Source organism: Labrys sedimenti, from assembly GCF_034424805.1.
Lineage (GTDB): Bacteria > Pseudomonadota > Alphaproteobacteria > Rhizobiales > Labraceae > Labrys > Labrys sedimenti.
In genome coordinates this window covers 686,425-712,485 of record NZ_JAXOUF010000003.1, presented here as the reverse complement: position 1 = coordinate 712,485, position 26,061 = coordinate 686,425, and the positions used below count along the sequence as shown (strand labels likewise).

At 65.0% G+C, this 26,061-nt stretch carries 24 protein-coding genes; 12 read left to right on the top strand and 12 right to left on the bottom strand.

Features of this window, described 5'->3' with window-relative positions; genetic code table 11:
* The first annotated feature begins 19 nt into the window (after positions 1-19).
* The 3 genes from U1R88_RS14920 to U1R88_RS14910 all read left to right on the top strand — a co-directional run bounded on the left by U1R88_RS14920 (position 20) and on the right by U1R88_RS14910 (position 2,672).
* Positions 20-1,231 (top strand): Tm-1-like ATP-binding domain-containing protein, encoded by a 1,212-nt coding sequence (locus U1R88_RS14920; RefSeq protein WP_322431903.1) that lies wholly within the window; start codon positions 20-22, stop codon positions 1,229-1,231.
* Between the two features lies 1 nt (position 1,232).
* Entirely contained in the window at positions 1,233-2,069 is an 837-nt protein-coding gene (locus U1R88_RS14915; protein ID WP_322431902.1) for a phosphoenolpyruvate hydrolase family protein, read from the top strand.
* A 165-nt stretch (positions 2,070-2,234) separates the two neighbouring features.
* Positions 2,235-2,672, top strand: a complete 438-nt coding sequence (locus U1R88_RS14910) for an SRPBCC family protein (RefSeq protein WP_322431901.1) — start codon at positions 2,235-2,237, stop codon at positions 2,670-2,672.
* 9 nt (positions 2,673-2,681) lie between these two features.
* Here U1R88_RS14910 and U1R88_RS14905 read toward each other — a convergent pair whose 3' ends face one another.
* The 3 genes from U1R88_RS14905 to U1R88_RS14895 form a co-directional block, all read right to left on the bottom strand.
* Entirely contained in the window at positions 2,682-4,517 is a 1,836-nt protein-coding gene (locus tag U1R88_RS14905; protein ID WP_322431900.1) for an ABC transporter ATP-binding protein, read from the bottom strand.
* An 82-nt stretch (positions 4,518-4,599) separates the two neighbouring features.
* The gene (locus tag U1R88_RS14900; RefSeq protein WP_322431899.1) at positions 4,600-5,142 is read right to left on the bottom strand and encodes a GNAT family N-acetyltransferase; all 543 of its coding nucleotides are present in this window, start codon (positions 5,140-5,142) and stop codon (positions 4,600-4,602) included.
* A 327-nt stretch (positions 5,143-5,469) separates the two neighbouring features.
* Complete coding sequence (locus U1R88_RS14895; protein WP_322431898.1) at positions 5,470-6,510, bottom strand: class I SAM-dependent methyltransferase; 1,041 nt, start codon at positions 6,508-6,510, stop codon at positions 5,470-5,472.
* A gap of 513 nt (positions 6,511-7,023) precedes the next feature.
* On the opposite strand from U1R88_RS14895, the gene U1R88_RS14890 reads away from it, so the two are divergent.
* Entirely contained in the window at positions 7,024-7,332 is a 309-nt protein-coding gene (locus U1R88_RS14890) for a CopG family transcriptional regulator (protein ID WP_322431897.1), read from the top strand.
* Between the two features lie 9 nt (positions 7,333-7,341).
* Here the strand turns inward: U1R88_RS14890 and modB are convergent, their stop codons facing one another.
* Positions 7,342-8,040: a molybdate ABC transporter permease subunit gene (gene modB, locus U1R88_RS14885; protein WP_322431896.1), complete on the bottom strand. Its 699-nt coding sequence runs from the start codon at positions 8,038-8,040 to the stop codon at positions 7,342-7,344.
* Positions 8,041-8,208: 168 nt separating this feature from the next.
* Between modB and U1R88_RS14880 the strand changes: the two genes are divergently transcribed.
* Positions 8,209-8,568 (top strand): winged helix-turn-helix domain-containing protein, encoded by a 360-nt coding sequence (locus U1R88_RS14880; RefSeq protein ID WP_068290735.1) that lies wholly within the window; start codon positions 8,209-8,211, stop codon positions 8,566-8,568.
* A gap of 22 nt (positions 8,569-8,590) precedes the next feature.
* Here U1R88_RS14880 and U1R88_RS14875 read toward each other — a convergent pair whose 3' ends face one another.
* The 3 genes from U1R88_RS14875 to U1R88_RS14865 all read right to left on the bottom strand — a co-directional run bounded on the left by U1R88_RS14875 (position 8,591) and on the right by U1R88_RS14865 (position 13,470).
* Positions 8,591-11,449, bottom strand: coding sequence for a M16 family metallopeptidase (locus tag U1R88_RS14875; protein WP_425545426.1), 2,859 nt, complete (start codon positions 11,447-11,449; stop codon positions 8,591-8,593).
* Positions 11,450-11,554: 105 nt separating this feature from the next.
* Complete coding sequence (locus U1R88_RS14870) at positions 11,555-11,923, bottom strand: hypothetical protein (RefSeq protein WP_322431895.1); 369 nt, start codon at positions 11,921-11,923, stop codon at positions 11,555-11,557.
* Positions 11,924-12,105: 182 nt separating this feature from the next.
* Positions 12,106-13,470 (bottom strand): polyhydroxyalkanoate depolymerase, encoded by a 1,365-nt coding sequence (locus U1R88_RS14865; protein ID WP_082979864.1) that lies wholly within the window; start codon positions 13,468-13,470, stop codon positions 12,106-12,108.
* Between the two features lie 177 nt (positions 13,471-13,647).
* Here U1R88_RS14865 and U1R88_RS14860 point away from each other — a divergent pair, with 177 nt between their 5' ends.
* The 3 genes from U1R88_RS14860 to U1R88_RS14850 all read left to right on the top strand — a co-directional run bounded on the left by U1R88_RS14860 (position 13,648) and on the right by U1R88_RS14850 (position 16,152).
* A complete protein-coding gene (locus tag U1R88_RS14860) occupies positions 13,648-14,547 on the top strand; it encodes a sugar phosphate isomerase/epimerase family protein (protein WP_322431894.1) in 900 nt (299 codons plus the stop codon).
* A gap of 190 nt (positions 14,548-14,737) precedes the next feature.
* A complete protein-coding gene (locus U1R88_RS14855; protein WP_068290741.1) occupies positions 14,738-15,619 on the top strand; it encodes a beta-keto acid cleavage family enzyme in 882 nt (293 codons plus the stop codon).
* Positions 15,616-16,152, top strand: coding sequence for a thioesterase family protein (locus tag U1R88_RS14850; RefSeq protein WP_322431893.1), 537 nt, complete (start codon positions 15,616-15,618; stop codon positions 16,150-16,152). The genes U1R88_RS14855 and U1R88_RS14850 overlap by 4 nt, the downstream gene beginning before the upstream one ends.
* Positions 16,153-16,305: 153 nt before the next feature.
* Here the strand turns inward: U1R88_RS14850 and U1R88_RS14845 are convergent, their stop codons facing one another.
* On the bottom strand, positions 16,306-16,860 hold the full coding sequence (locus U1R88_RS14845) for a c-type cytochrome (RefSeq protein ID WP_068290745.1): 555 nt from the start codon (positions 16,858-16,860) through the stop codon (positions 16,306-16,308).
* Between the two features lie 205 nt (positions 16,861-17,065).
* Between U1R88_RS14845 and U1R88_RS14840 the strand changes: the two genes are divergently transcribed.
* Positions 17,066-17,800, top strand: a complete 735-nt coding sequence (locus U1R88_RS14840; RefSeq protein WP_322431892.1) for a 3-deoxy-manno-octulosonate cytidylyltransferase — start codon at positions 17,066-17,068, stop codon at positions 17,798-17,800.
* Positions 17,801-17,803: 3 nt separating this feature from the next.
* A complete protein-coding gene (locus U1R88_RS14835) occupies positions 17,804-18,667 on the top strand; it encodes a prephenate dehydratase (protein WP_322431891.1) in 864 nt (287 codons plus the stop codon).
* Positions 18,668-18,729: 62 nt separating this feature from the next.
* Here U1R88_RS14835 and nudC read toward each other — a convergent pair whose 3' ends face one another.
* The 3 genes from nudC to pyc form a co-directional block, all read right to left on the bottom strand.
* Positions 18,730-19,686 carry an NAD(+) diphosphatase gene (nudC, locus tag U1R88_RS14830; RefSeq protein ID WP_322431890.1) on the bottom strand — a complete coding sequence of 319 codons (957 nt, stop codon included), beginning with the start codon at positions 19,684-19,686 and terminating at the stop codon, positions 18,730-18,732.
* 23 nt (positions 19,687-19,709) lie between these two features.
* Complete coding sequence (locus U1R88_RS14825; protein ID WP_322431889.1) at positions 19,710-20,126, bottom strand: HIT family protein; 417 nt, start codon at positions 20,124-20,126, stop codon at positions 19,710-19,712.
* A gap of 106 nt (positions 20,127-20,232) precedes the next feature.
* Positions 20,233-23,694: a pyruvate carboxylase gene (gene pyc / locus U1R88_RS14820; protein WP_322431888.1), complete on the bottom strand. Its 3,462-nt coding sequence runs from the start codon at positions 23,692-23,694 to the stop codon at positions 20,233-20,235.
* Positions 23,695-23,982: 288 nt separating this feature from the next.
* Between pyc and U1R88_RS14815 the strand changes: the two genes are divergently transcribed.
* Positions 23,983-24,387: a hypothetical protein gene (locus U1R88_RS14815; protein ID WP_322431887.1), complete on the top strand. Its 405-nt coding sequence runs from the start codon at positions 23,983-23,985 to the stop codon at positions 24,385-24,387.
* A gap of 88 nt (positions 24,388-24,475) precedes the next feature.
* On the opposite strand, the gene U1R88_RS14810 is transcribed toward U1R88_RS14815, so the two are convergent.
* Complete coding sequence (locus U1R88_RS14810) at positions 24,476-24,772, bottom strand: hypothetical protein (protein WP_068290808.1); 297 nt, start codon at positions 24,770-24,772, stop codon at positions 24,476-24,478.
* 241 nt (positions 24,773-25,013) lie between these two features.
* On the opposite strand from U1R88_RS14810, the gene U1R88_RS14805 reads away from it, so the two are divergent.
* On the top strand, positions 25,014-25,904 hold the full coding sequence (locus tag U1R88_RS14805) for a LysR family transcriptional regulator (RefSeq protein WP_068290760.1): 891 nt from the start codon (positions 25,014-25,016) through the stop codon (positions 25,902-25,904).
* Positions 25,905-26,061 lie beyond the last annotated feature (157 nt).

Here is a 26,061-nt window from a genome sequence, read left to right as displayed (position 1 = left end):
GACAATTGGGAGCGCAGGGATGGCCGGGTCGAGCGTCTATGTGGCGGGAACCTTCGATACCAAGGGAACCGAGCTCAATTTCGTGGCGGACCGCATCCGTGCCCATGGCCTCGATGTCACCCGGGTCGACCTTTCCACCGGCGGAACCGCCGGCGAGGTCGAGGTCCCGCCCGCAACCGTGGCGGCCAGCCATCCCGGCGGGGCGGAGGCCGTGTTCACCGGCGACCGCGGTTCGGCCGTCAGCGCCATGGCACTCGCCTTTGCCCGTTTCATTGCGACGCGGGACGATGTCGCCGGCCTGATCGGCCTCGGCGGCTCGGGCGGCACCGCATTGGTCGCTCCGGCCATGCGCGAATTGCCGGTCGGCACGCCCAAACTGATGGTTTCCACCGTCGCCTCCGGCAATGTCGCGGCCTATGTCGGCCCGACCGACATCACCATGATGCATTCGGTGACCGATGTAGCCGGACTCAACCGCATCTCCCGCGTGGTGATGACCAATGCCGCCAATGCCATGGCCGGCATGGCGCGGGGACGGGCCGAGGCAGCGGTCGAGGTCGAAGACAAGCCGGCCGTCGGCCTCACCATGTTCGGCGTGACGACGCCCTGCGTGAACCAGCTGGTGGCCGAGCTTGCCGCCGATTATGACTGCCTCGTCTTCCACGCCACCGGCATCGGCGGCCAGTCGATGGAGAAACTGGTCGATTCGGGCCTGATATCAGGCGTGCTCGACGTCACCACCACCGAGGTCTGCGATCTCCTGTTCGGCGGCGTGCTGGCGGCGACCGAGGACCGCTTCGGCGCCATCGCCCGCACCAAGGTGCCCTATGTCGGCTCCTGCGGCGCACTCGACATGGTCAATTTCGGATCGCTCGACAGCGTGCCGGAGCGCTATCGCGGCCGCAATCTCTATGTCCACAACCCGCAGGTCACGCTGATGCGCACCACGGCGGCGGAGAATGCCGAAATGGGCCGCTGGATCGGCAACAAGCTCAACCAGTGCGAGGGCGAGGTGCGCTTCCTCATCCCCGAGGGCGGTGTTTCGCTCCTCGATGCGCCTGACATGCCCTTCCATGATCCGGAGGCCGATGCGGCCCTGTTCGCGGCGCTGGAGGCGACCGTCGAGCAGACGCCGCGGCGCCAGCTCATCCGCGTGCCGGCCGGCGTGAACGAGCCCGCGTTCGTGCAGGCACTGCTGGCGAATTTCAGAAGCATTGTTGGAGAGCATTGATATGGCGCAGAGTGAGCGCGAAAGGATTTTAGCCCGGTTTCGCGGCATGATCGCCGACGGACGACCGATCATCGGCGGCGGCGCCGGCACCGGCCTCTCGGCCAAATGCGAGGAAGAGGGCGGCATCGACCTCATCGTGATTTACAATTCCGGCCGCTACCGCATGGCCGGCCGCGGCTCGCTCGCCGGTCTGCTCGCCTATGGCAATGCCAATGAGATCGTGGTCGACATGGCGCGCGAAGTGCTGCCGGTGGTCAAGCACACGCCGGTGCTCGCCGGCGTCAACGGCACCGACCCCTTCTGCCAGTTCGGCCCCTTCCTCGACGGGCTCAAGGCGATGGGCTTCGCCGGCATCCAGAATTTCCCGACCGTGGGTCTGATCGACGGCAAGTTCAGGGCCAATCTGGAGGAGACCGGCATGGGCTACGGCCTGGAGGTCGAGCTCGTCCGCCTGGCCCGCGAGAAGGACCTGCTCACCACGCCCTATGTCTTCAACCCGGACGATGCCCGTGCCATGGCGCGGGCCGGGGCCGATATCATCGTCGCCCATATGGGTCTGACCACGGGCGGCTCGATCGGCGCCGACACCGCGCTCACGCTGGAAGGTTGCGTCGGCGAGATCAACGCCATCGCCGCCGCCGCGCGCGAGGTCTCGCCCGAGATCATCGTGCTCTGCCATGGCGGGCCGATCGCCGAACCGGATGACGCCCGCTTCATCCTGGCCAACTGCCCGGGCTGCAACGGCTTCTACGGCGCTTCCAGCATGGAGCGCCTGCCGGTGGAAAAGGCGCTGGTCGCCCAGACGCAGGCGTTCAAGAATCTCAGCATCGGAAAATAGCATTTCATCAAAGACCTATTGCCAAGCCATAGTTCCGTCATTGCGAGCGCAGCGAAGCAATCCAGAGCCACCAGCATCGTGTCCGCAAAACTGGATTGCTTCGCTGCGCTCGCAATGACGTCGGTAAAGTCGGCGAAGCGACAACTTCAGCATAAGGGGGAAACCATGGCCAAGGCCTATGCGAGCGCGGTGATCGATGCGCCGATCGAAACGGTGTGGAAGACCGTGCGCGACTTCAACGCCCTGCCGGACTGGCATCCGGCGATCGCCAGGAGCGAGATCGAGGACGGCCGCAGCGCCGATGCCGTCGGCGCCATCCGCTCCTTCCATCTCACCGACGGCGCCCATGTGCGCGAAAAGCTGCTGGCGCTCGACGATGCCGGGCACACGCTCAGCTATAATTTCGTCAAGCCGGCCTTCCCGGTGGAGAATTACGTGGCGGTGATCCGCCTCCTGCCGATCACCGACGGCAACCGCACCTTCGCCGAATGGAGCGCGACCTTCGACGAAGCGCCCGATGACGCCGGCAAATATGTCGAGATCGTCTCGACCCATGTGTTTGCTGCCGGCTGGAAGGCGTTGGGGGAGAAATTGAAGGGGTAAGGGCACCCCTTACTGCCCCACCACGCCCTCGGGCGCGGTCGCCATGGCGAAGGCGGCGGCGAACAGGGCCTTGGTGTAGTCCTCGCGCGGGCGCTCGAAGATCTCGCTGGCGGGACCGTGCTCGATAATGCGGCCGCCCTGCATCACCATCACCTCGTTGGCGAGGGCCCGCACCACCTTCAGATCGTGGCTGATGAAGAGATAGGCCAGCCTGTGGCGCTGCTGCAGCTCGCGCAGGAGGTCGACGATCTGGGCCTGGACCGACATGTCCAGCGCCGAGGTCGGCTCGTCCAGCACCAGGAATTTCGGCTGCAGCACCATGGCGCGCGCAATAGCGATGCGCTGGCGCTGCCCGCCGGAGAATTCGTGCGGATAGCGGTCCATCGCCTTGGGATCGATGCCGACATCGGCAAGGGCCCGGGCGACGGCCGCCCGCCGCTTGGCCGGGTCCATGCCCCAGCCGAGCCGGCGCAGCCCCTCCTCGACCAGCTCGATGGCGGTCTCGCTCAGGCCGAGCTGGCGCAGCGCCTCGTCCAGACTGGCACGCCGGCCGAGCTTGGCCAGCATCGCCTCTATCCGCGCCGCCAGGGCGGGATCGAGCCCCAAATTGACCAGCAGCCGCTCGATGGCGGCGCGCTGCTCGGCCGGTTCGAGCCGCCGCCCCAGGACCAGCAGCCCCTCCTCGACGATCTCGGCCACCGACAGGCGCGGCGAGAGCGAGCCATAGGGGTCCTGGAAGACGATCTGCATTTCCTTGCGCAGCGGGATCATTGCCCGCCGGTCGAGCCCCTCTATCGGCTTGCCGAGATAGGCGATCGGCCCGGTTGAGGAGATCAGCCGCAGCAGGGCAAGGCCGAGCGTGGTCTTGCCCGAACCGGATTCACCGACGACGCCGAGGGTCTGTCCTTCCTTCACCGCGAGGCTGACGCCGTCCACCGCCTTGACGTGGCCGACCGTGCTGCGCAGCAGCCCGGCCCTTACAGGGAACCAGACCTTGAGATCGGCGGCGGAGACGATGGTACGGGCCTCGGGGTCGAAGGGCGTCGCCTTGCCCTTGGGCTCGGCCGCCAGCAGCCGCCTGGTATAGTCGCTGGTCGGATTGGCGAAGACCTCGCTTGTCGGGCCGGCATCGACGATGCGCCCCTTCAGCATCACGCAGACCCGGTCGGCGAGCTTGCGCACGATCGACAGGTCATGGGTGATGAACAGCATGGCCATGCCGGTCCTGGCCTGCATCTCCTTCAGGAGGGCGAGGATCTGGGCCTGGACGGTGACGTCGAGCGCCGTGGTGGGCTCGTCCGCGATCAACAGGTCGGGATCGTTGGCGAGCGCCATGGCGATCATCACGCGCTGGCGCTGGCCGCCGGAAAGCTGGTGAGGAAAGGCGTCGAGGCGCTTTTCCGGTTCGCGGATGCCGACCTGGGTCAGGAGTTCCAGCGACCGCACGCGCGCCTCCTTCCTCGACAGGCCGCGATGCACGCTGAGGATCTCGCCGACCTGCCGCTCGATGGTGTGGAGCGGGTTGAGCGAAGTCATCGGCTCCTGGAACACCATGGTGATGTCGGCGCCGCGCACCCGCTGCAGGGTCCGCTCCGGCGCGCCGACCAGGTTTTCGCCGCGAAACAGGATTTCGCCCGAGGGGTGGGAGGCGGCGGGATAATTGAGGAGTTGCACGATCGACAGGGCCGTGACCGATTTGCCCGAGCCCGATTCGCCCACCAGGGCCAGGGTCTCGCCCTTGTCGAGGCTGAAGGAGACCTTGTCGACCGCCAGTTCCGGCTGTCCCTCCGTCCGGAAAGCCACGGAAAGGTCGCGAACCTGGAGAAGCGGTGCCGAGGAAGCCATCGCCAAGGCCTAGCGCAGAATCAGGACGGATTGAATCGGATTTTATTCCCGCGCCGTCCTGCGGCTGCATGGGCAGTGCCGATCAAGGGTCCGCCAGATGCACGAGGTCACGCCATCCATAGCCGTCCTCGACCAGAACGAAGCGCCCCCGCCTGTCTTCCTTCTCGGCGATCCATTCGCCCCCTTGGCGCTCATAAAACGAGCGGGCCGTGACATTCTCGCGCAGAACCCACAACGAGACCGCCCGAAGGCCCTGGGAATGCAGGATCCGCGCCATTTCACGCATCAAGGCACAGCCGATACCGCCGCGCTGATGCGACCGCAGGATGTAGAGGGCGCCGATTTCCGCATCGAAACCCCGATCCCCCAGATCCTGGTCACGCTGCCAGCCACATGAGCCCAGGCCGACAATATCGCCGCCATCCTCCGCCACATAGACGGCGATGTTGCCGGCGGCGGGCGGATCAGCGAGGATCCTGGTCCACATCGCCGCGCGGGCCTCCACGGACAATTTTGCAAGCATGGCATCGGGCATCAGGCCGGCATAGGTCTCCCGCCAGGAAGCGACATGCAAGGCGCCGAGCCTGGCGGCATCCTGCGGATTGGCCCTGCGAAGCGTTATCATGAGATGCTTCCCATTCGCCCTTCAACCATGCCGCTATCCGCGCGAATATCTCATGGATTGCAGCCTCATGATCGATCCAGGAAATTACCTCGGATGATGGAGAGTCGGCACTGCAACATGATCTTGAACTAAAGCAAAGCGCGTTCAGCGACGAACGCTTGTTCGCTCTAACTCTTTGGTTCGACGCGTCTTTGCGATTCAAGGTGACGCCGTCAAATCGTAAAACGCTCTGATCAAAGGCCTGAAGGAGCAATTGCTCCTGCCGACGGTACGCGGTGCATCTGAGCTTGTCGTGGGTCCCGCCGCACCGGCTCTCCCTTGCTCCCGTCACGCTCGATGGATCAGGGCGTAGACGATATTCCTGTTCTCCCCGAAATGAACGGTCGCATGCATGTCGCTGCCCTGGATGCTGGCGTCGACGATACTGCGCATCTCGCCTTCAGTCCGCAGCAGCAGCGGCCAATTCATGAAGGTTTCCATATAGCCGTCGACGCCGATCTCGCGTGCGAAATTGGCAAAGAGAAAAATGCCATTCGGCTTGAGCAGGCTGAGACACCGCCGGGTGAGCTTCACCGCCACCCGATGGTTGAGGTAGTCGTAGAGGCCCGCGGCATAGATGAAATCGAAGCTGCCGAGGCCCGTGGCATCAGTGAGCAAGCCGCGAACCGTTCCCTCGATCGCCACGATGCTGGTCGCGGCGAAGTCCCGGCCGATGGAGGCGACGCTAAGCGGATCCTGATCGAGGGCCATCCAGCGCGAGATCCCCCCGTCCCGCAGGGCGATCGAACGATCGGCCTCACGCAGATGTCCGGCGGCGATGGCGAGGATCTCGGTGCCGCCACCCCGCGCTAAGGTGATATCGTCGATCTGCCGCGTCAGCAGATCGCGCCTTTCGCGCACGGCAACGGATGAGGAGGCGTTCCGGGTATAGGCGTGGAGCTGCCGCCCGATCGGGGTCGCGCCTGCGACAAGGTCCGCCACGCTGGCATGCTCGTAAATGAAGTCGAGCAGACCCGCGTCGCCGGAATAGCCCCGCGGCTTGGTATAGGACCAGCGCGTGAAGGGGTCCTGCAGGAAAAAAACGGCTACCGGATGGGATTGCACGACCGGAATGAGGGCTTGCCAGCTACCCCGGCTCAGCTTGCGTCGAAGTATGTGCAGATCATGGGCAGTTTCGTGAATGAGTGCCTGAGGCTCATGCCCCTGCTGGAACAATAAATTTGTTCGGTTCAATTGTTGAGTGACGGTTTTGACTGCGCTTTCATACTCAGCAGCGTTGAAATCTTGCTGTTCTACCGCAACCGCCTCGGAGAACAATTCGGGTGTAATTAGGCTCTCTTTATCGAAAAGAATACGACTCTCTGTCATAATCCCTCAACACGTAAATCTAAAAACTTCTAGAGTTTTATTTAGTTTTCTACTTAGAAAACCTATTAAGACCTAAATAATGCTATGATAAAAATAATGCTCACGCCAGCGGATTCATGTCTCTCTTTTGAAATTTCCGCTCTCGACTCAGCCTCGTTACGCAAAGAACGTCCCATCGGGTTGCCATTGATGCTCCACCGACCTCGTAATTGCTCACGGGACCGTAAGCCGCCGAGATTCATCACCGATGCGATTACCTCCCCCTCGCAAAAATGGTCGAATGAGGGATGATCGTGCCATGGATCGCCCTTCGTTTGGCCGCCCAAGGCAGCATGGGCGATTGCCGCCGGCGCTGCTGCCCCCTAAGCCTTTTGGCCAACTCGCATTCCCGCACAATATTTGCCTTGATGGGCCTGCCGGGACGGATGGGCGTCGAAGCCGGAGTGTAATCCCGGGCATGGCATCGATCCTGCCGCCATCCCGGGCAGCGGGACTCGCAGGGGCTGATATCACATGGATCGGATCACGCTTGCCGATGCCCTCGACCAGGCTGCCGAGCGCCTGGATGGCAACGCGGACCAGGCGTTGGCCGCCCTGCTGCGCAACGCAGCTCTTCTCATTCGCAACGCCAGCACCATCGCCCTCGACGCCGATGTCGATTTCGCATTGACAGAGTGTGCGGCCGAATGGCGGATCGCCAAGGAAACCCTGATCCGAAACATCCTGACGCAATGGGTCGATAAGCACGATCTCAGCGCCCAGCCGGGCGACGCCGGCGACGTCTCCCCCGCTGCAGGCACGGCTTCGCCGCGCAAACATTAGGGCGCATCGTCAATTCTGTGCCGCCTGCCCGAGGCGGCTACGCGCGCGCCGGGCCATCGCCTCGGAGACGATCAGCGCGCCGAAGGCCATGATCACCGAGACCAGGGTCAGGCGGATCACGGTGCCCTCGCCATAGGGATCCTGCAGCGCCGTATAGATCGCCGCCGACAGGGTCTGCGTCTCGCCGGGAATGTTGGAGACGAAGGTGATGGTGGCGCCGAACTCGCCCAGCGCCTTGGCGAAGGCCAGCACCATGCCTGCGATGATGCCGGGAATGGCGAGCGGCAGCGTCACGGTGAGGAAAGAAAAGAAGGGATTGGCCCCGAGCGTCCCGGCCGCCGATTCGAGCCTGGGATCCACAGCCTCGATGGAGAGGCGGATGGCGCGCACCATCAAGGGAAAGCCCATCACGGCGCAAGCGATGGCCGCCCCGGTCCAGCGGAAGGCGAAGACGATGCCGAGATGCGAAGCGAGGAAGGAGCCGACCAGGCCGTTGCGTCCCAGCATCACCAGCAGGACATAGCCGGTGACCACCGGCGGCAGGACCAGCGGCAGGTGGACCAGGGCGTCGAACAGCGCCTTGCCGGGAAAACGCCGGCGGGCCAGAACCCAGGCGGCGGCGACCGCGAAGGGCAGCGAAATCACGGTGGCGAGACCGGCAATCTCGAGGCTGAGCCACAAGGCCGTCCATTCTTCAGGCGAAAGCACGCCCCGCTCCTTCGGCCGCTGCCACGAGACGTCCACGGACGTCACGCTGGTCAGGCTCTTGATGCCCGGCCCCGATGTTGGTTATTGGGCCTGCGCCCGACTACGCTATATTCTCCTGAATAGGGCGCTTCGCCTGCAATCGCAATGACGCCCCTCAGGAGACCGATCATGTCCGGCCAGCCCGTCATCCGCCTCAAGATCGCCTTCAACGAGGACGCCCGGCTCGGCCCGGGCAAGATGGACCTGCTGGAGGCGGTGAAACGGGCCGGTTCGATCTCGGCGGCGGGCCGCGAGCTCGGCATGTCCTATCGCCGGGCCTGGCTGCTGCTCGATGCGGTCAACACCATGTTCGGCCAGCCCGCTATCGAGACCTCGGCCGGCGGCAGCCATGGCGGGGGCGCGCGGCTGACCGCCTTCGGCGAAAACCTGCTCACCGCCTATCGCTCGGTGGAGGCCGAGACCGCCAGGCTGGCCGAACGAGCCTTTGCCGACCTGGTGCCGGCCAGGAAGGAGCAGGCGCGGGCCTGATCGGTGAATCTTGCCGCGAGCCTCAGCGCGCTGCGGCAACCCCCGCCGGCAGCACCGTCAGCTTCCAGACGCTGCCGGGCTTGAAATAGGTCTTGGCAAAGGCTCGGATGTCCTCGGGGCCGACCTTGTCGTAAGCGTCCTGGCCGGCGCGAATCAGATCCAGGCGCCGTGGATCGGTCTGGCTGCCGCTCAATTTGCCGAGCCAATAGTCGTTTTCCTGCCGCCGACGCCGGATCGTCTCGATCTTCGGGGCTCGGGCGCGGGCGAGTTCGTCGGCGGAGACGGGCTTGTCCGCAAGATCCGCTGCGATCTTGTCCACCAGCGCATAGAAGGAGGCGACCTTGGCCGGCGTGGTCTCGACCATGGCATAGACATAGCCGAAGCCCGGCAGGGAAGAAGACAGGTCGACCGATCCCTGGGGAGAGTAGGTCGCCCCCTCGGCGATGCGGAACTCGTCGATCAGGCGGTTGACCAGGATCGAGCTGGCGAGATCGGCCGTAAAGCTGCGCGGAATGTCGGACAGCATGTCGCCCACCGGTATCGCCACCAGCACAGCGGCATTGTCCGGACGCCCGGAATGGGTATGCACGACCGGCTCGGCCGTGACGGCGGGAAAGGCCCCGCCGCCATCAGCGACCGGCGCCGGCAGTACCGGACGGGGCGGCAGCGCACCGAAGGTTGCCGCGACTTCGCGGACGGCATCATCCACGCCGATATCGCCGACAATGGTGATGTCGAGGGCGCCCCTGGCAAAGACCGGCGAGAACAGGGCCTGGAAATCGTCAGGCTTGGCCGCCAGCAATTGCGGGCGGTCAGGGAAGGTCCAGCGCGGATCGCCGGAATGGATCAGCCCCTGGAAATCCCGGCTGACCACCACGCCGGCCGTCGCCTCATATTGCGGCAGATTGGCGAGATAGAGCTGGCGGATCCGCTCGAAGACCTCCGGCCGCCAGGCGGGATCGGAGGCATAGGCGGCGAAGATCTGCAGCTGGGTGGCGAGATCGGCCGGACGGGTCGTGCCTTCGAACTTGAAGGCATTGTCCTCCAGCGAGAAGCCGATACTGGCAATCTTGGGCGCCAGCACCTTCTGCATGTCGTCATAGTCGATCGCCTTCAGGCCGGAGAGCTCGACCGCCTGGGCGGTCCAGGTCGGAACCGGCCGGTCATGCGGCAGGTCGAGCCGGCCCCGGCCGATATCGAGGCGGACCTGGATCTCGTCGGCCCGGAATTTGGTGGGCTTGACGGTCAGGCGGACGCCATTGGCAAAACGCACCATGGTCGCGCCGAGATCCTCGACGGTGCGGCGCTCGACGATGGTGCCCGGGCTGCCGAAATTCGTGTAGGGCCAGACCACTGCCGCGGCATCGGCCGGCGCGGTCACGGCAACGGATTGCGACTGGGCGTAGGCCTTCTCGACCACGGCCGGTTCCGGCGGCTCGGCGCCCTGCAGCACCAGGCGCGGGCCGCTGCCGGAGAACACGGCCTGGACGGCCTTGTCGACCTCGGCAGCCGTCAATCCCTTCACCATGCGCTCGAACAAGGCGAGATCGTCGGCCGGCGAGGTGAAGACCTTGGCCTCGTCGACGCTGTTGGCGAGCATCGCGGCAAGATCGGGGCTGGTGCGCGTCGCCGCGCCATCGGACAGGGACTGCAAAGCAGAACGATATTCCGCCACCTCGCGATCGACCTCGGCCTGGCTCGTGCCGAAGCGCAGGAGACGGCGCTGTTCCTGGTCGAGCGCAGCCAGGCCCTTGTCCCAGGCCCCGGCTTCGACATCGGCGGACAGCAGGCTGGCGCGGGCCGATTCGTAGAGATCCTGCAAGCCGACATCGGCGGCGATGAAGGGCGGATTGGCCTTGCGTGACAGGGCCTGGAGGCGACGCTTGAGCACGGACAGGCCGACATATTCGATCGCGGTCCGGCGCCGCTTGGCATAGCTGTCAGGCGCGGCGTCGAAGGGACGGATCCAGCTGAGATAGATCTTGGTGTTGGCGCTGGGAATCTTGACGACATCGGCGCCGACGCCGCGCTTGAGCGGCTGGCCGAGATCCGGCTCGGCCACGGCAGGTCCGGCCGGCTTCCAGTCCTCGAAGCGCCGGCGGATCTCCGCCTCCATCGCGGCGGGATCAATGTCGCCGACAACCAGCAACGTCGCACGGTCCGGGCGGTAATTGGCCTGGTAATAGGCGCGCAGCCGTTCGATCGGCGCGGTACGGATGATCTCGGTCTTGCCGATCGGGGCGCGTTCCGGCACGCGCTGTCCGGCGAGGAGGACGTTGAACAGGCCCATGACGCCGCGATAGCCGGGCGTGTCGCGCAAGCGCTCCTCCGAGAGGACGACGCCGCGCTCGCGATCGAGGGCGGAGGCGCTGAGCGTCAGTTCGCTCGCCGTCTCGCGCATCAGCATCAGGCCGGTGGAGACGGTATCGGCATCGACCTCCGGCAGGTCGAGCGCATAGACCGTCTCGTCATAGCTGGTATGGGCATTGGTGTCGGCCCCGAAGGCCAGCCCCTTGCGCTGCAGGATGCGCACCATCTCCCCTTCCGGCACCCGGGTCGAGCCCTTGAAGGCCATGTGCTCGAGCATATGGGCAAGGCCCTGCTGGTCGTCGGCCTCCTGCAGCGAGCCCGATCCGATGCGCAGCCGGATGGCGGCCTGCCCCGCCGGCGTGGTGTTGCGCATCACCGCAAAGCGCATGCCGTTGCCGAGCACGCCGAAGCGGATGCCGGCTTCCGGCTTCAGGTCGCTATCGGCCTGAGGCCAAGTTGCGATCCCGGCAGTGATCTCGGCTCGGGCGGGAAAGGGAGCGACGGACAGGCAAAGCAGGGCCGCCGCGATCAGGCGATGGGCGAGCCGCAGGCGCAAGACAGAATGGGACAAGCAGGATCTCTATCGGGGAGGAACAAATTTTGCCCGCTCAGCATAGCATCATTCCCCAAGGTTGCGGCAACCCGGCGGCCCGGCGCGATGGCACAGTGGCCAGCCTCACCATCGGCCACGGGAATATTTCATCAGGCAGACATGCTTGGCGTATTTGCTGGGCGTGATGACGACTGGCGGGGTGCTGCCATAGGCATTCCCCGTTTCGATGTCCGGATCGTCCTTATAGAAGCCGCTCTTATAGCTCGTGGTGCAATCGCCGAATTTGTTGCAAACCTCGAGCTTGGTGCAGATGATGGCCTCGTTCTGCTCGTAAATATAATAGGTTGCCCCGGAATAGGGCGGACGCGGATAATTTTCGGTGCGGACGGTCACCGTTCCCCCGTCTCTGCCGAAATCCTGCGCGGCGGCGGCCGAAATGCCGCCGGCAAGGCAAGACGAGACCATCAAAACCAAGCCCGCCATATTGCGCATGGAACCACCGCCTTCCTTTTCGCTCCATCCAGCCCTATGGCCTTGGCAGATGGCCGTCAACGGACCGGTACACCGGCATCAGATCCGGAGCCAGGAGAGCGAAGATGGCACCCGACCCGCTTTCCGACGGGCGCGGGCAAAGTGCCCCATGCGCCCGCCCTGGCGATCTTACGGAGAGTGGATCAGACCGAAACCGGCCGCACCGGGCCCTTGCCGCGCTTTGAATCCAGCGGGATCGGATCGTTGGTGCCGCGGCTCGTCGGCTTGGTCGGCGCCAGATTGGAGCGGATGAAGTCGGAGATGCGCGGCGCGATCTCGGCGCGGAAGCGCGAGCCGTTGAAGACGCCGTAATGCCCGACACCCAGCTGGGTATAATGGGCCCGCTTGTCGGCCGGCAGGTTCACGCACAAGCCATGGGCCGCATGGGTCTGGCCATGGCCGGTGATGTCGTCGTTCTCGCCCTCGATGGTGAAGAGCGCAGTGTTGCGGATGGCGCCCGGATCGACCGGCTTGCCGCGATGGGTCATCTCGCCCTTGGCAAGCGCATATTTGACGAACACGGTGTCGACCGTCTGCAGGTAGAATTCTGCCGTCAGATCCATCACCGAGAGATATTCGTCATAGAATTCGCGATGCTTCTGGGCACTGTCGCCGTCACCGCGCACCAGATCGAAATACAGCGTCTTGTGTGCGTCGAAATGGCGGCTGAGGTTCATCGTCATGAAGCCGGTCAACTGCAGGAAGCCGGGATAGACGTCGCGCATGAAGCCTGGATTGGGGAACGGCACCTTGGTGATGACGTTCGAGCGGAACCAGTCGACGCCCTTCTCGACGGCGACGTCGTTGACCTTGGTCGGCGAGAGCCGGGTGTCGATCGGGCCGCCCATCAGCGTCATGGTCAGCGGCGCATAGGGGTCCTTCTCCGCTTCCATGCGGGACACCGCCGCCATCACCGGCACCGAAGGCTGGCAGACGCCGATCACATGGGTATCGGGGCCGAGCACATGCAGCATCGAGATGATGTAGTCGATATAGTCGTCGAGATCGAAGCGTCCCTCCGATACCGGCACCAGGCGGGCGTCGGTCCAGTCAGTGATATAGACCTCATGACTGGGCAGGAAGGCCTCGACCGTGCCGCGCAGCAGGGTGGCATAATGGCCCGACATCGGCGCCACGATCAGGAGCTTCGGGTCCGCACGGTGATTGCCGCGGATGGCGCGGGAAAAATGCAGGAGATTGCAGAAGGGCCGGCGCCAGACGACTTCCTCGTGCACGCCGACACGCTCGCCGCCCACCAGCACGTCCTTGATGCCGAATTCAGGCTTGCCGTAACGGCGCGTCACGCGCTCGAAGACCTCGCAGGCCGCCGCAACCGACTTGCCCCAGGTGGTCATGGAAAAAGGATTGCCGGGATTCTCAAAAAACGCCCGAGTCGCATCGGAAAAGGCTCTAGTCGGGCCGAGCGCCGCATGAGTCGCTTCGTAGATGGTGTAGACGGGCGCGGAAATCGCCCCCAACCCCATCATGCCCTTAAGTTCTTCAAACATAGCACCACCAAACTACAGATTGCAGGTCCGTCGCTGAATGCTCGTCACGGATTTGTCATAGCAGGATTATTGCGACGCAACAAATATTCCGGACTGTAGAAGCGATATCGTCAACAATCTGATACCAGCGGCAGGCAGGAAGCCTATGCTGCTCCGACACGACCAAGGGAGTCCGCAATGCCCACCCAGCCCGCCCTCGGCTTGACCTCGCGCGAGGGCCAGCCGGATCTGTCCGACCTCGCCGCCCGGCTCGACGAGGTCGCCGATCTCGGCCTCGCTTTTGTCGAGCTACCCGCTTACCACTACGATCTCGTGCTCGCCGGGCGCCTGATGGCCGCGCGCGTCGCCGAATTCGAGGCCATATGCCGAGACCGTCCCTTTGGCTTCACCGTGCATGGTCCGCTGCCGATCAACTTCATGGCCCCTCCGGCGCTGCTGCCGCGCTTCCTGGAAACCACCGAAGCCTTCATCGAAATCGCGGCCCGCATCGGGGCGCCTCACCTCGTCATCCATGCCGGCATGATGCAGGCCGACGAGCGCCACGACGCCGAGAATGCCGCCGCCCGCCAGCGCGACTATCTCCGCCGTGCCGGCGATGTCGCGGCCGCGCATGATGTCGTGCTCTGCGTCGAGAACCTGTTCGATTTCGGCCCCTATGCCGCGACGCCGAGTATTGCGCGTCTGGCCGAGGAACTCGCTCTGATCGACCATCCGCATGTCCGGGCCACGTTCGACTTCAGCCATGGCCTCATCCATGCCAGCCAATATGGCTATGACTTCCTGGAGGAAGCAAAGGCTCTGGCCCCCTTCGCCAAGCACCTGCATCTGCACGATTCCTTCGGCCAGCCTGACCTGCCTTGGGTCTATGACAGCGCCGAGGCCAATGCCTTCGGCCTCGGCGACCTGCACCTGCCGCTCGGCTGGGGCAGCCTGCCCTGGGACGCCCTCGCCGAGCACTGCAGCTTCCCGGCCAACATCATCGCCATTCACGAGCTCAACGAGCGCTTCTGGCGCGACCGGCAGGAGGCGCTCGACAATGCGCGGGGATTTTTGGGCCGCATCCACACGGCGGGGTGAGGCAGCCGCTCCTGGGACCGCACGCGTCTCGCCTGCTTCTTCCTCTACGGCAGACGCAGTGTTTCCAAGAGCAGGCGAGACGCCTGCGATCCCAGGCTTTACCCTGTCGCATTCTGCACCGTGCTTGTCGCGACAGGTCACGTGCGTAAACAGGGCTGGCCTAACATCGGCTTCACAGGGAGGAAACACCGTGAATACCGACGTCATCATATCCTGCGCGATCACCGGAGCCGGCGACACCGTCGGCAAGCACCCGGCCATTCCGGTCACGCCCAAGCAGATTGCCGATTCCGCCATCGAGGCGGCCAAGGCGGGTGCCGCCATCGCCCATCTGCATGTCCGCGATGTCGAGACCGGCAAGGCCGGGCGCAAGCTCGAACATTACCGCGAAGCCGTCGAGCGCATCCGCGATTCGGGCGTGGACGTGGTGATCAACCTCACCGCCGGCATGGGCGGCGACTTCTTCTTCGATCCAGCCAATCCGCGCACCGGCGGCGCCGGCACCGACATCGCCAATGCGGCCGAACGCGTCGCCCATGTCGAGGAACTGAGGCCCGAGATCTGCACGCTGGACTGCGGCTCGGTGAATTTCGGCGACGGCCTGTTCATGGCCACCGGCGAGACGCTGCGCGAAATGGCCGAGCGCATCCAGGCCGTCGGGGTGAAGCCCGAGATCGAGTGCTTCGAGCTTGGCCATATCTGGCAGGCCAAGGACCTGATCAAGCGTGGCCTGATCGATGCGCCGCCGATGTTCCAGCTCTGCCTCGGCATTCCCTGGGGCGCGGAAGCGACCACCGAGACCATGGTCGCGATGCGCAACCATCTGCCGCCGGGCGCCAATTGGGCCGCCTTCGCCATCGGCCGCATGCAGATGCCCTTCGTGGCCCAGTCCATGCTGCTGGGCGGCAATGTCCGCGTCGGCCTGGAAGACAATATCTGGCTCGATCGCGGCGTGCATGCGACCAACCAGTCGCTCACCACCCGCGCCAAGGAAGTCATCGAGCGCCTGGGCGGGCGGGCGCTGACCCCGGCCGAGGCGCGCGACAAGCTCGGCCTCAAGAAGCAGAAATGAGCCGGGTCACCACCCCCAACGAAGGCAAGCCCTTCCAGGGCTGGGATCGGGCCAAACCGATCCCGGCCCCTTTGGCCTTGCACCGCACGCCGGTGGTCGAGGCCTGGACCGACTATAACGACCACATGACGGAGAGCGCCTTCCTGCTGGCGTTCGGGGATTCCTCGGACGCCTTTTTCCGCATGATCGGCGTCGACGAGGCTTATCGCGCGGCCGGTTCCTCGATCTACACCATGGAAACGCGCATCCGGAACCTGCGCGAGGCCCATATCGGCGATCCCCTGGCGCTGACGCTGCAGCTCATCGACCACGACGCCAAGCGCCTGCACGTCTTCCACGCCATGACCAACGAGGCCGATGGCGAGGTGCTCGCCACCGCCGAGCAGATCCTGGTGCATGTCGACATGCAGGCCGGGCGCTCCTCGCCCTTCCCGCCTGAGATCGCCGAACGGATCGAGGCGATCGGCAAGGCCCATGCCGGCCTGCCGGTGCCAGCCACCGTGGGCGTACCGCTGGGCATCCGGCGGAAATAGGGGCTGCACGGCCCATCCCAGCAAGCCGCGACCCGCCTTCTCCCCTTGCGGGAGAAGGCGGGTCGCGGCTCATTCGGAGAGATCGAGATCACATCACAGCAAAAAGCCGGGCGCAGGGCCCGGCTTCGGTATTTCTGGCAGGAGCGCCGCTGCTTACTTCGGCAGATCGATCGGCTTGTCGCTCTTGGAATTGAGATAGGCCAGGATGTCAGCGCGATCCTGCGGCTTGGGCAGGCCGGCGAAGGACATCTTGGTGCCCTTGGCGAAAGCCTGCGGGCTCTTGATGAAGTGGTAGAAATCGTCGGGCGTCCAGGTCTCGCCCTTGTCATGCAGCGCCTTGATGGCGTCGGAATAGGCGAAGTCCGACTTGTGGCCCTTCGGGCCGCCGATCACGCCGAACAGGTTCGGGCCCACGCCGTTCTTGCCGCTCTGGTCGTCGGTGTGGCAGGCCGCGCACTTCTTGAAGATGGCGGCACCCTTTTCGACCGAAGCCTTGGCGACCAGCTCGGCCAGCGGCGGATCCTGGGAGGCGGCAGGCGCCTCGGCCGTGGCGGCCGGCGCAGCGTCGGCGAGTTCGTAGCCAGCCTTCTCCGGTTTTTCCTGCTTGAAAATCTCCTCGGCGACGATGCCGAGTCCAAGGGTCAGCATCAGCGTGCCCAGGACTGCGCCGGCAATCTTGTTCAGTTCAAACGATGACGACGAACTCATCCCCGGCTCCGACTCGAGATCAATCTGACGAAAGGCACAAGATGCCCCCGCACCTCATGGCCTCAAACACAAACTCCGGTAGCCGCTCTGTCAAGCGGCAAACCGCATGGGACCCTCTATCCGGTTTGACCGGTAGTTTGCAACTCGTATAAATCGCGCGCGCTTGCTACTTTTCGCCGCCCCGCTCCGGAAGAGGCCGTAATCCGTGTCCAATCCTCTCATCCTGATCCCCGCTCGCATGGCCTCGACCCGCCTGCCGGGCAAGCCGCTCGCCCCGATCGCAGGCGAAGCGATGATCGTGCATGTCTGGCGCCGCGCCTGCGAATCGCGCCTGGGCCGGGCAGTGGTCGCCACCGATACGGCCGAGGTCGCCGAGGCCATCCGCGCCGCGGGTGGCGAAGCGGTGATGACGCGGCCCGACCATCCCACCGGCTCCGATCGCATTTACGAGGCTTTGAGCGCTATCGACCCCGAGGGCCGGCACGACACCATCATCAATGTCCAGGGCGACCTGCCGACCATCGAGCCGGAGACCATCCGAGCCGTGTTCGGGCCGCTCGCCAACGAGGCTGTGGATATCGCCACCCTCGCCGCGGTGATCACGCGCGAGGAGGAGAAGACCAATTCCAGCGTGGTGAAGGTGGTGGGCACGCCGATCGAGCCCGGCGTGCTGCGGGCGCTGTATTTTACCCGCGCCACCGCCCCCTGGGGCGAGGGCGAGCTCTATCATCATATCGGCCTCTACGCCTATCGCCGGGCTGCGCTGGAGCGTTTCGTCACCCTGCCGCCAGCCCCCCTGGAGCAGCGCGAGCGCCTCGAACAGCTCAGGGCCCTGGAAGCGGGCATGCGCATCGATGTTGCGGTCGTCCCCGCCGTGCCGCTAGGTGTGGACACCCAGGAAGACCTCGATCGCGCCCGCCAAATTCTCGAAAGAACCTAGCGTATGACTGAGTCCAAGCTGAAAGTTTCGTTCCAGGGCGAGCCCGGGGCCAATTCCCATATCGCCTGCAACAATGTCTATCCCGACGCGGAGGCCCTGCCCTGCCCGACCTTCGAGGACGCCTTCAATGCGGTGTCCTCCGGCGAGGCGGACCTCGCCATGATCCCGATCGAGAACTCGGTGGCGGGGCGCGTCGCCGACATCCACCATCTCCTGCCGACCTCGGACCTGCATATCATCGGCGAGTATTTCCTGCCGATCCACCACCAGCTCATGGCCGTGCCGGGGGCGAGCCTCCAGACCATCCGCACGGTGCACAGCCATCCCCAGGCGCTCGGCCAGTGCCGCATCACCATGCGCGGTCTCGGCCTCACGCCGGTGACCGAGAGCGACACGGCCGGTGCCGCCCGCCTGGTGCGCGACTGGCAGGACCCGAGCAAGGCCGCGCTGGCCTCCACCTTGGCCGCGGAGATCTACGGCCTCGAGATACTCAAGCCCGACGTCGAGGACGAGCCCTACAACACCACCCGCTTCGTGGTGCTGTCGCGCGAGCCCGATTGGGTGCCGGTCGGCCACGGGCCGACGGTGACCTCGCTGATCTTCACGGTGCGCAACCTGCCGGCCGCGCTCTACAAGGCAATGGGCGGCTTTGCCACCAACGGCATCAACATGACCAAGCTGGAAAGCTACATGGTGGGCGGCCATTTCTCCGCCACCCAGTTCTATGCCGAGGTCGACGGCCATCCCGAGGAGAAGAATCTCAAGCGCGCCTTGGAGGAACTCGCCTTCTTCTCGACCAAGATGCGCATCTTCGGCGTGTTTCCGGCCGATCCGGCCCGCGACGACCACGCGCCGCCGGCGGAGTAGAATTGGAGCGCGGACATCTCAGCGACATGCCTGCATGTCGCTGAGATGTCCGCGCTCCAACCTCACGGCACCACCGCGCCGCCCTTCTCCGCGAACTCCTTCAGGAGGTGGTGGGCGATCGCCATCGGCTTGGGCGCGTTGAAGCCTTCCGGATGCTCGTCGAGCAGCATCTGCACGACCTCCTCGCGCGTGAACCAGCGCGCATCCTCGAGTTCCTTGATGTCGACATTGATGTCGCGGCCGGTGGCCCGGGCGAAGCAGCCCACCATCAGCGAGGAGGGGAAGGGCCAGGGCTGGGAGGCGAAATAGCGCACATGCGAGCAGGCGATGCCCGATTCCTCCAGGATCTCCCGGCGTACCGCATCCTCGATGGTCTCGCCCGGCTCCAGAAAGCCGGCCAGCGCCGAATACATCTTCTCGGGAAACCGGGTCTGGCGGCCCATCAGGCAGCGCTCGCCGTCGATCGCCAGCATGATCACCACCGGATCGACGCGCGGGAAATGCTGGGTGCTGCAATTGGGGCAGTCGCGCCGCCAGCCGCTGGACGTGATCCGGGTCTCCTGGCCGCAATTGGCGCAGAAGCGATGGCGCTGGTGCCAGTCCAGCACTTCCTTGGCCGTGGAGAGCTCGCCGAGGATCTCCGGCGCCACCAGCCCCCGCATGGCGAGGGAGCGCAGGTCCATCGCTTCGACATCCGTGCGCCAGGCGAGTTCGTCGGCCAGCCCCTTGTCGAAGGCCCGGGCGAAGACGGCGCTGCCGTCCGGCTGCAGACCCAGGAATATGTTTTGCCGGCTATCCTTGAAGGATTCGATCTCTTCGCGATCGAACAGAGCCTCATGCACACCGTCGCGGATGCGCAGGAGCGGCACGTCGCCCGAAAAGGCGAAGAACCGGCAGGACGAATGCGCGAGCTTTTCCGCGATGAAGGCCTCGTCCTCGCGCTGGCCGGAAGCGCGATCGAGCGGATTGAGGGAATAGGCGATGGCAGCGGAACGATCGAACAGCGTATGCAAGGTCATGGCAATGTCTTCCGGCAAGATCTTCATGAAATCGAGAGCAATCTACAAAGCTGGCTAATCAGATCGGCGGCAACAGCCTCCGCATAGGGCCGGGCCGGCACCTGGCCCCAGACGGGCTTCGGCCAGGCGGGATCGCCCTTGAAGCGCGCGATGATGTGGACGTGCAGCTGGGGCACCATATTGCCGAGAGCCGCGACATTGAGCTTGTCGCAGCCCGTGAGGGTCTTCAAGGCCTGCGAGACCGCGGCGATCTCCTGCATGAGCACCGCCCTGTCCGCCTCGTCGAGCTCAATGATCTCGCCGATGTCAGGCCGTTTGGGGATGAGGAGAAGCCAGGGAAAACCGGCGTCATTCGACAGGCGCAGATGCGACAGGGTGAGGTCGCCGATAGCAGTGGAATCCCCGGCGAGCTGGGGATGCAGGGTGAAAGTGAGGGACATTGGTGTTCCGGGTGCGCGGACGTCTCGTCCGCTCTTCCTACCCCGCAAATGCGCCGGTTCCAAGAGAAGGTAGAAAGAGCGGGCTAGAAGCCCGCGCACCCGGAAGTTACCCCATCACCATCAACAGGTCCTTGGCGTCGATCTGGGCGCCGGGCGAGACCAGCACCTCGGCGATCTTGCCGTCCTGGGGCGCGTGGAGCGCCGTCTCCATCTTCATCGCCTCGATGGTCAGCAGCACGTCGCCCGCTTTCACCGCCTGTCCCGGCTTGACCGCCACGGTGGAGATGGCGCCCGGCATCGGCGCGGCGATATGGGCCTCGTTGCCGTCTTCGGCCTTGCGGCGCGCCTTGACGCTGCCGGCCGCCAGGCGATTGGGCACCTTGATGATACGCGGCTGGCCGTTGAGCTCGAAGAAGACGCGGACCTGCCCCTCCTCGTCGGTCTCGCCCATGGTCTGCAGCCGGATCACCAGCGCCTTGCCGCGCTCGATTTCGATGGTGAGTTCGTCGCCCGGCGCCATGCCGTAGAAGTAGGTCGCGGTCGGCAGCACCGAGACCGGCCCGTATTTGCGGGCGGTGACGGCATAGTCGGTGAAGACCTTGGGGTACATCAGATAGGAGGAGATCTCGTTGCCCTCCACGGCGCGGCCGATCTTCTTCTCCGCTTCCGCCTTCAAGGCCGGAATGTCGGCCGGCGGCAGCAGCGAGCCGGGGCGCACGGTGATCGGCGCGGTATCCTTGAGGATCTTCTTCTGCAGGGCCGCCGGCCAGCCTCCCTCGGGCTGGCCGAGATCGCCGCGCATCATCTCGACCACGGAGCCCGGGAAGGCGACCTCACGGGCGGGATCGGTGACATCCTCGGGCGTCAGCCCCTGCGCCACCATCATCAGCGCCATGTCGCCGACCACCTTGGAGGACGGCGTCACCTTGACGATGTCGCCGAACAGATCGTTGGCGGCGCGATAGGCCTTGGCCACCTCGTGCCAGCGGGTCTCCAGGCCGAGGGAGCGGGCCTGCTCCTTGAGATTGGTGAACTGGCCGCCCGGCATTTCGTGCAGATAAACTTCCGAGGCACCCGCCTTCAAATCGCTCTCGAAGGCGGTGTATTGCGTACGCACCGCCTCCCAATAGAAGGAGATCTGGCGGATCGCCTCCGGATCGAGACCGGGATCGCGCTCGGAATGGCGGAGCGCCTCGACGATGGAGCCGAGGCAGGCCTGCGACGTCGTGCCCGACATCGCATCCATGGCGGCATCGACCGCATCGACGCCGGCCTCGATCGCCGCCAGCACGGTGGCGCCGGCAATGCCTGAGGTGTCGTGGGTGTGCAGGTGGATGGGCAGGCCGATTTCCTGCTTGAGTTCGCTCACCAGCTTGCGGGCCTGGGCGGGCTTGAGCAGGCCCGCCATGTCCTTGATCGCCAATATATGGCAGCCGGCCTTTTCGAGCTCGCGCGCCATGCGGACGTAATAGGCCAGGTCGTATTTCGAGCGCGAGGCGTCGAAGAGATCGGCCGTGTAGCAGATCGCGCCTTCCGCGAGCTTGCCGGCCTCCAGCACCGCATCGATCGACACCCGCATGTTCTCGACCCAGTTCAAGCAGTCGAAGATGCGGAAGAGGTCCATGCCGGCATCGGCGGCCTGCTTGACGAAGAGGCGCACGACATTGTCGGGATAGTTGGTGTAGCCGACGCCATTGGCGCCGCGCAGCAGCATCTGGGTGAGGATGTTGGGCGCGCGCTCGCGGATCAAGGCGAGGCGTTCCCAGGGGTCCTCGGTGAGGAAGCGCATGGCGACGTCGAAGGTCGCGCCGCCCCAGCATTCCAGCGAGAGCAGCTGCGGCAGGCCGCTGGCATAGGCCGAGGCCACGCCGGCGATGTCATAGGTGCGCATGCGCGTCGCCAGCAGCGACTGGTGGGCGTCGCGCATGGTGGTGTCGGTGACGAGGACGCGCTTTTCCTCCTTCATCCAGCTCGCGAACTTCTCCGGGCCCAGCGTGTCGAGCAGTTGCTTGGTGCCGGAGGCGGGCCTCACCTTGAATTCGGGCGCATGCGGCGTGCGCGCCTCGGCGGGCGGCCGCGCTCGGCCGCGCGCCTCGGGATGGCCGTTGACGGTGACGTCGGCGATATAGGTCAGGAGCTTGGTGGCGCGGTCGCGGCGCTTGGCGAACTGGAAGAGTTCGGGCGTCTCGTCGATGAAGCGCGTGGTGTATTGGTTGGAGCGGAACTTCTCATGCGCCAGCACCGCCTCCAGGAAGGGCAGATTGGTGGCGACGCCGCGGATGCGGTATTCGCGCAGGGCCCGGGTCATGCGGGCGATGGCTTCCTGCGGCGTCGAGGCCCAGGCCGTGACCTTTTCCAGGAGCGGATCGTACCAGCGCGTCACCACGGCGCCGGAATAGGCGGTGCCGCCGTCGATGCGGATGCCGAAGCCCATGGCGCCGCGATAGGCGGTAATGCGGCCGTAATCGGGAATGAAGTTGTTTTCCGGATTCTCGGTGGTCAGCCGGCACTGCAGCGCATGGCCGCGCATGAAGATGTCGGCCTGCGCCGGGATGCCGGTCTCCAGCTCGCCATCGGCGCCGATGACGCCGATGCGCCCGCCCTCGGCGATGCGGATCTGCGCCTTGACGATATCGAGATCGGTGACGACCTCGGTGACGGTATGCTCGACCTGGACGCGCGGATTGACCTCGATGAAGTAGAACTTGCCGGTATCGGCATCCATCAGGAACTCGACGGTGCCGGCACCGGCATAATCGGTGCCCCGGCCGATCTTGAGCGCCGATTCGCACAGGCCCTGGCGCGTCTCCTCATCGAGATAGGGGGCCGGGGCGCGCTCGATCACCTTCTGGTTGCGGCGCTGGATCGAGCAGTCGCGCTCGAACAGGTGCACCAGCGTGCCGTTGCCGTCACCGAGGATCTGCACCTCGACATGGCGGGCGCGGCGCACCAGCTTTTCCAGATAGACCTCATCCTTGCCGAAGGCGGCCTTGGCCTCGCGCTTGGCGGTGAAGACGGCGTCGAGCAGCTTGTCCTCGCTCTCGATCGGGCGCATGCCGCGCCCGCCACCACCCCAGGAGGCCTTGAGCATCACGGGATAGCCGACGGCTTGCGCCGCCGCCTTGATCGCTTCGGGATCGTCGGGGAGCGGGTCGGTCGCCGGCATCACGGGAACGCCGACCGAGATGGCGAGGTTGCGGGCATCGACCTTGTTGCCGAGCGTGCGCAGGGTCTTGGGGCTGGGACCGATGAAGACGATGCCGGCGGCGGCGCAGGCCTCGGCGAATTCCGGGCTTTCGGACAACAGGCCGTAGCCGGGATGGATGGCATCAGCCCTGGCTTCCTTGGCGACGCGGATCACCTCGTCGATGGAAAGGTAGGCCTCCACCGGCCCCTTTCCTTTGCCGATCTGATAGGCCTCGTCCGCCTTGAAGCGGTGCAGCGAAAGTTTGTCCTCCTCCGCATAGACGGCAATGGTGGAGATGCCGAGTTCCGTGGCGGCCCGGAACACACGGATGGCGATCTCGGAACGATTGGCGACGAGCAGGCGGCGGAAGGAAGGTCGCATGAGCACTCGCGGTCAAAAGCGTTTTGCGATTTGGCGGAATTGCCAAGAATCGCAAAGACGCGTCGAAACAAGGAGCTAGAGCAAGGAGCACTTTTTCGAAAAGCGCTTTGCTCTGGAGGGGAGTCGGGAATTTATGTTGCAATGCGAAGAGCGATGCAAATGCTTTCCCGCGTCGGTAAATCCTACGCGTTCCGCCAGCGATGAAATGTCGACGTTCGACGTTTTGTTCGCTTAGTTGTTCAAGAGGGCGAATGAGCCCGCTCTTCCTGCATGATGGAGCAGACGTCGATGGCCTCACTGCCCCCATGGCGCGGCATCAGGATCGGTTCGACACCCCAGGGGGCCGCCCCCATCGCCATCAGGCAGGCCTGGATCGGCCTGACGCTGCCGCTTCAGGAAACGGCTCCATCATCGCCGCAGACGATGATCGTCGAAACCGAATTTCGTGATCCGGCCAACCGTCTCGACGCCCTGAAGCTGCGTCTGGGCTTCAAGCGACCGACGGCGATCTGGCAGGCCTACACGGTGCAAGCCGCGGGCGCCTTGCGCCTGCTCGAGAGCCATTCCCCGGATGCCGCGCGATGGTGGCGCCAAAATACGCCCTGGCTGTACCAGCCGGCCCAGGTCCTGGCCTTCGACGCGGATTGCTGCGAACTGGTGTTTGGCGAGAGAGCTCCGGCCAACGAGCCGTGACAAAAAGCGGAAGCCCCGCCGGGGCGGGGCTTCCTACGGGCTACCGGGCTGGTGTCGGGGCGCAGGGTCCGATAACCCGAAGGCGGGCTTAGTAGCAAACCTTCACGCGCTTCCAGAAACCACCGTAGTAGCCATCGACCCAACGCTTCTCGATGTGGCAGCGGCGATAATAGACCGGGCGGTAGTCGTCGTAATAATAGCGGCCACCGTAATAGCTGTTGTTGTAGGCGGAGCCGGCGAGGAGGCCACCCAAGAGGCCGATGCCGGCGCCGGCGGCGAAGGCGCCACCACGGCCATAGCGGGCTTCGGCAGTGCCGGTGGTGGCGATCGCGGTGCCGGCCAGCGTGGCGGCGACCAGGGCTCCGGTCAGGATCTTCTTGAACATCGTCTCGTTCCCATTCTTGTCTTGCGCGGTGCTGCGCTTGATCTGATGGGATGACAATGCCACCGCCGCCCCGGGCTCGCCGTGCGATTCGTCACGGGATGCAACCGAGACGTGTCCAGGCGCAAGGCATCAGGCGGGTGCCGATTGCCCTTCACCGGCGGTGGCGACATAGTAGCCGCATGAGCAGAGAATCGAACTTACGGACGCCGCGATCTTTCATCCCCGATAGGAAGGCCGCGCCATGATCGACAAGCTCGAATTCCTGATCGCCCTCTCGCGCGAGCGCCATTTCGGCCGCGCCGCCGAGATCTGCGGGGTGACCCAGCCTACCCTCTCGGCCGGCATCAAGCAGCTCGAAGGCGAACTCGGCGTGTTGCTGGTGGCACGCGGCTCGCGTTTCCAGGGCTTCACGCCCGAGGGCGACCGGGTGCTGGAATGGGCCCGGCGCATCGTCGGCGACAGCCGCGCCATGCGCCAGGAGGTCGAGTCGCTCAAGCGCGGCCTCAACGGCCACCTCACCATCTCGGTGATCCCGACGGCGCTCTCCATGGTCGCCTCGATCACCACGCCCTTCCGGGCCCGCCACCCCAACGTGACCTTCTCCATCCTCTCGCGCCCCTCGACCACGGTGCTGCAGGAGCTGGAGGACCTGGCCATCGACGCCGGCATCACCTATCTCGACAACGAGCCGCTGGGGAAGGTGTCGACGGTCGAGCTCTATCGCGAGACCTATTGCCTTTTGACCGACGTCAACGGCGAGTTCGCCGGCCGCAGCACGGTGAGCTGGGAGGAACTCGGCCATGTGCCGCTCTGCCTGCTCACGCCCGACATGCAGAACCGGCGCATCGTCGACCATCTCCTGCGCAATGCCGAGACGCCGGTGGCGCCGACCCTGATCTCCAACTCGATGCAGGTGCTGCTCTCGCATGTGCGCACGGGACGCTGGTCGAGCGTGATGCCATCGATCCTGATCGAGATGCTGGGCGCGGGCGACCATGTGCGCTCGATCCCCATCGTCGAACCACAGGCCCATCACAAGGTCGGCCTGATCACGCCCAAGCGCGAAACCCAGACCCCCCTGGTCGCCGCCCTGATCGCCGAGGCGAAACGCTACGCCATGCAGATGGGGTGAGGCGATGCGCCCTGCCGTCCCGCCGGCAGCCCTGCTCGCTTTCGTGACGGACGGCGCGCTGGCCTGCAAGGTGCAAGTCTCGTCCCGTTCCACCGGGATTTCTTTGCATCTTGGCGCCCGACGCGCTATCCGCATGGCCAAATCGATTGAACTAGGC

Coding starts and splice junctions, on each gene's coding strand:
- U1R88_RS14920 (WP_322431903.1), top strand. CDS start 20: ATGGCCGGGTCGAGCGTCTATGTGGCGGGAACCTTCGATACCAAGGGA.
- U1R88_RS14915 (WP_322431902.1), top strand. CDS start 1,233: ATGGCGCAGAGTGAGCGCGAAAGGATTTTAGCCCGGTTTCGCGGCATG.
- U1R88_RS14910 (WP_322431901.1), top strand. CDS start 2,235: ATGGCCAAGGCCTATGCGAGCGCGGTGATCGATGCGCCGATCGAAACG.
- U1R88_RS14905 (WP_322431900.1), bottom strand. CDS start 4,517: ATGGCTTCCTCGGCACCGCTTCTCCAGGTTCGCGACCTTTCCGTGGCT.
- U1R88_RS14900 (WP_322431899.1), bottom strand. CDS start 5,142: ATGATAACGCTTCGCAGGGCCAATCCGCAGGATGCCGCCAGGCTCGGC.
- U1R88_RS14895 (WP_322431898.1), bottom strand. CDS start 6,510: ATGACAGAGAGTCGTATTCTTTTCGATAAAGAGAGCCTAATTACACCC.
- U1R88_RS14890 (WP_322431897.1), top strand. CDS start 7,024: ATGGATCGGATCACGCTTGCCGATGCCCTCGACCAGGCTGCCGAGCGC.
- U1R88_RS14880 (WP_068290735.1), top strand. CDS start 8,209: ATGTCCGGCCAGCCCGTCATCCGCCTCAAGATCGCCTTCAACGAGGAC.
- U1R88_RS14870 (WP_322431895.1), bottom strand. CDS start 11,923: ATGCGCAATATGGCGGGCTTGGTTTTGATGGTCTCGTCTTGCCTTGCC.
- U1R88_RS14865 (WP_082979864.1), bottom strand. CDS start 13,470: ATGTTTGAAGAACTTAAGGGCATGATGGGGTTGGGGGCGATTTCCGCG.
- U1R88_RS14860 (WP_322431894.1), top strand. CDS start 13,648: ATGCCCACCCAGCCCGCCCTCGGCTTGACCTCGCGCGAGGGCCAGCCG.
- U1R88_RS14850 (WP_322431893.1), top strand. CDS start 15,616: ATGAGCCGGGTCACCACCCCCAACGAAGGCAAGCCCTTCCAGGGCTGG.
- U1R88_RS14845 (WP_068290745.1), bottom strand. CDS start 16,860: ATGAGTTCGTCGTCATCGTTTGAACTGAACAAGATTGCCGGCGCAGTC.
- U1R88_RS14835 (WP_322431891.1), top strand. CDS start 17,804: ATGACTGAGTCCAAGCTGAAAGTTTCGTTCCAGGGCGAGCCCGGGGCC.
- nudC (WP_322431890.1), bottom strand. CDS start 19,686: ATGACCTTGCATACGCTGTTCGATCGTTCCGCTGCCATCGCCTATTCC.
- U1R88_RS14825 (WP_322431889.1), bottom strand. CDS start 20,126: ATGTCCCTCACTTTCACCCTGCATCCCCAGCTCGCCGGGGATTCCACT.
- pyc (WP_322431888.1), bottom strand. CDS start 23,694: ATGCGACCTTCCTTCCGCCGCCTGCTCGTCGCCAATCGTTCCGAGATC.
- U1R88_RS14815 (WP_322431887.1), top strand. CDS start 23,983: ATGGCCTCACTGCCCCCATGGCGCGGCATCAGGATCGGTTCGACACCC.
- U1R88_RS14810 (WP_068290808.1), bottom strand. CDS start 24,772: ATGTTCAAGAAGATCCTGACCGGAGCCCTGGTCGCCGCCACGCTGGCC.
- U1R88_RS14805 (WP_068290760.1), top strand. CDS start 25,014: ATGATCGACAAGCTCGAATTCCTGATCGCCCTCTCGCGCGAGCGCCAT.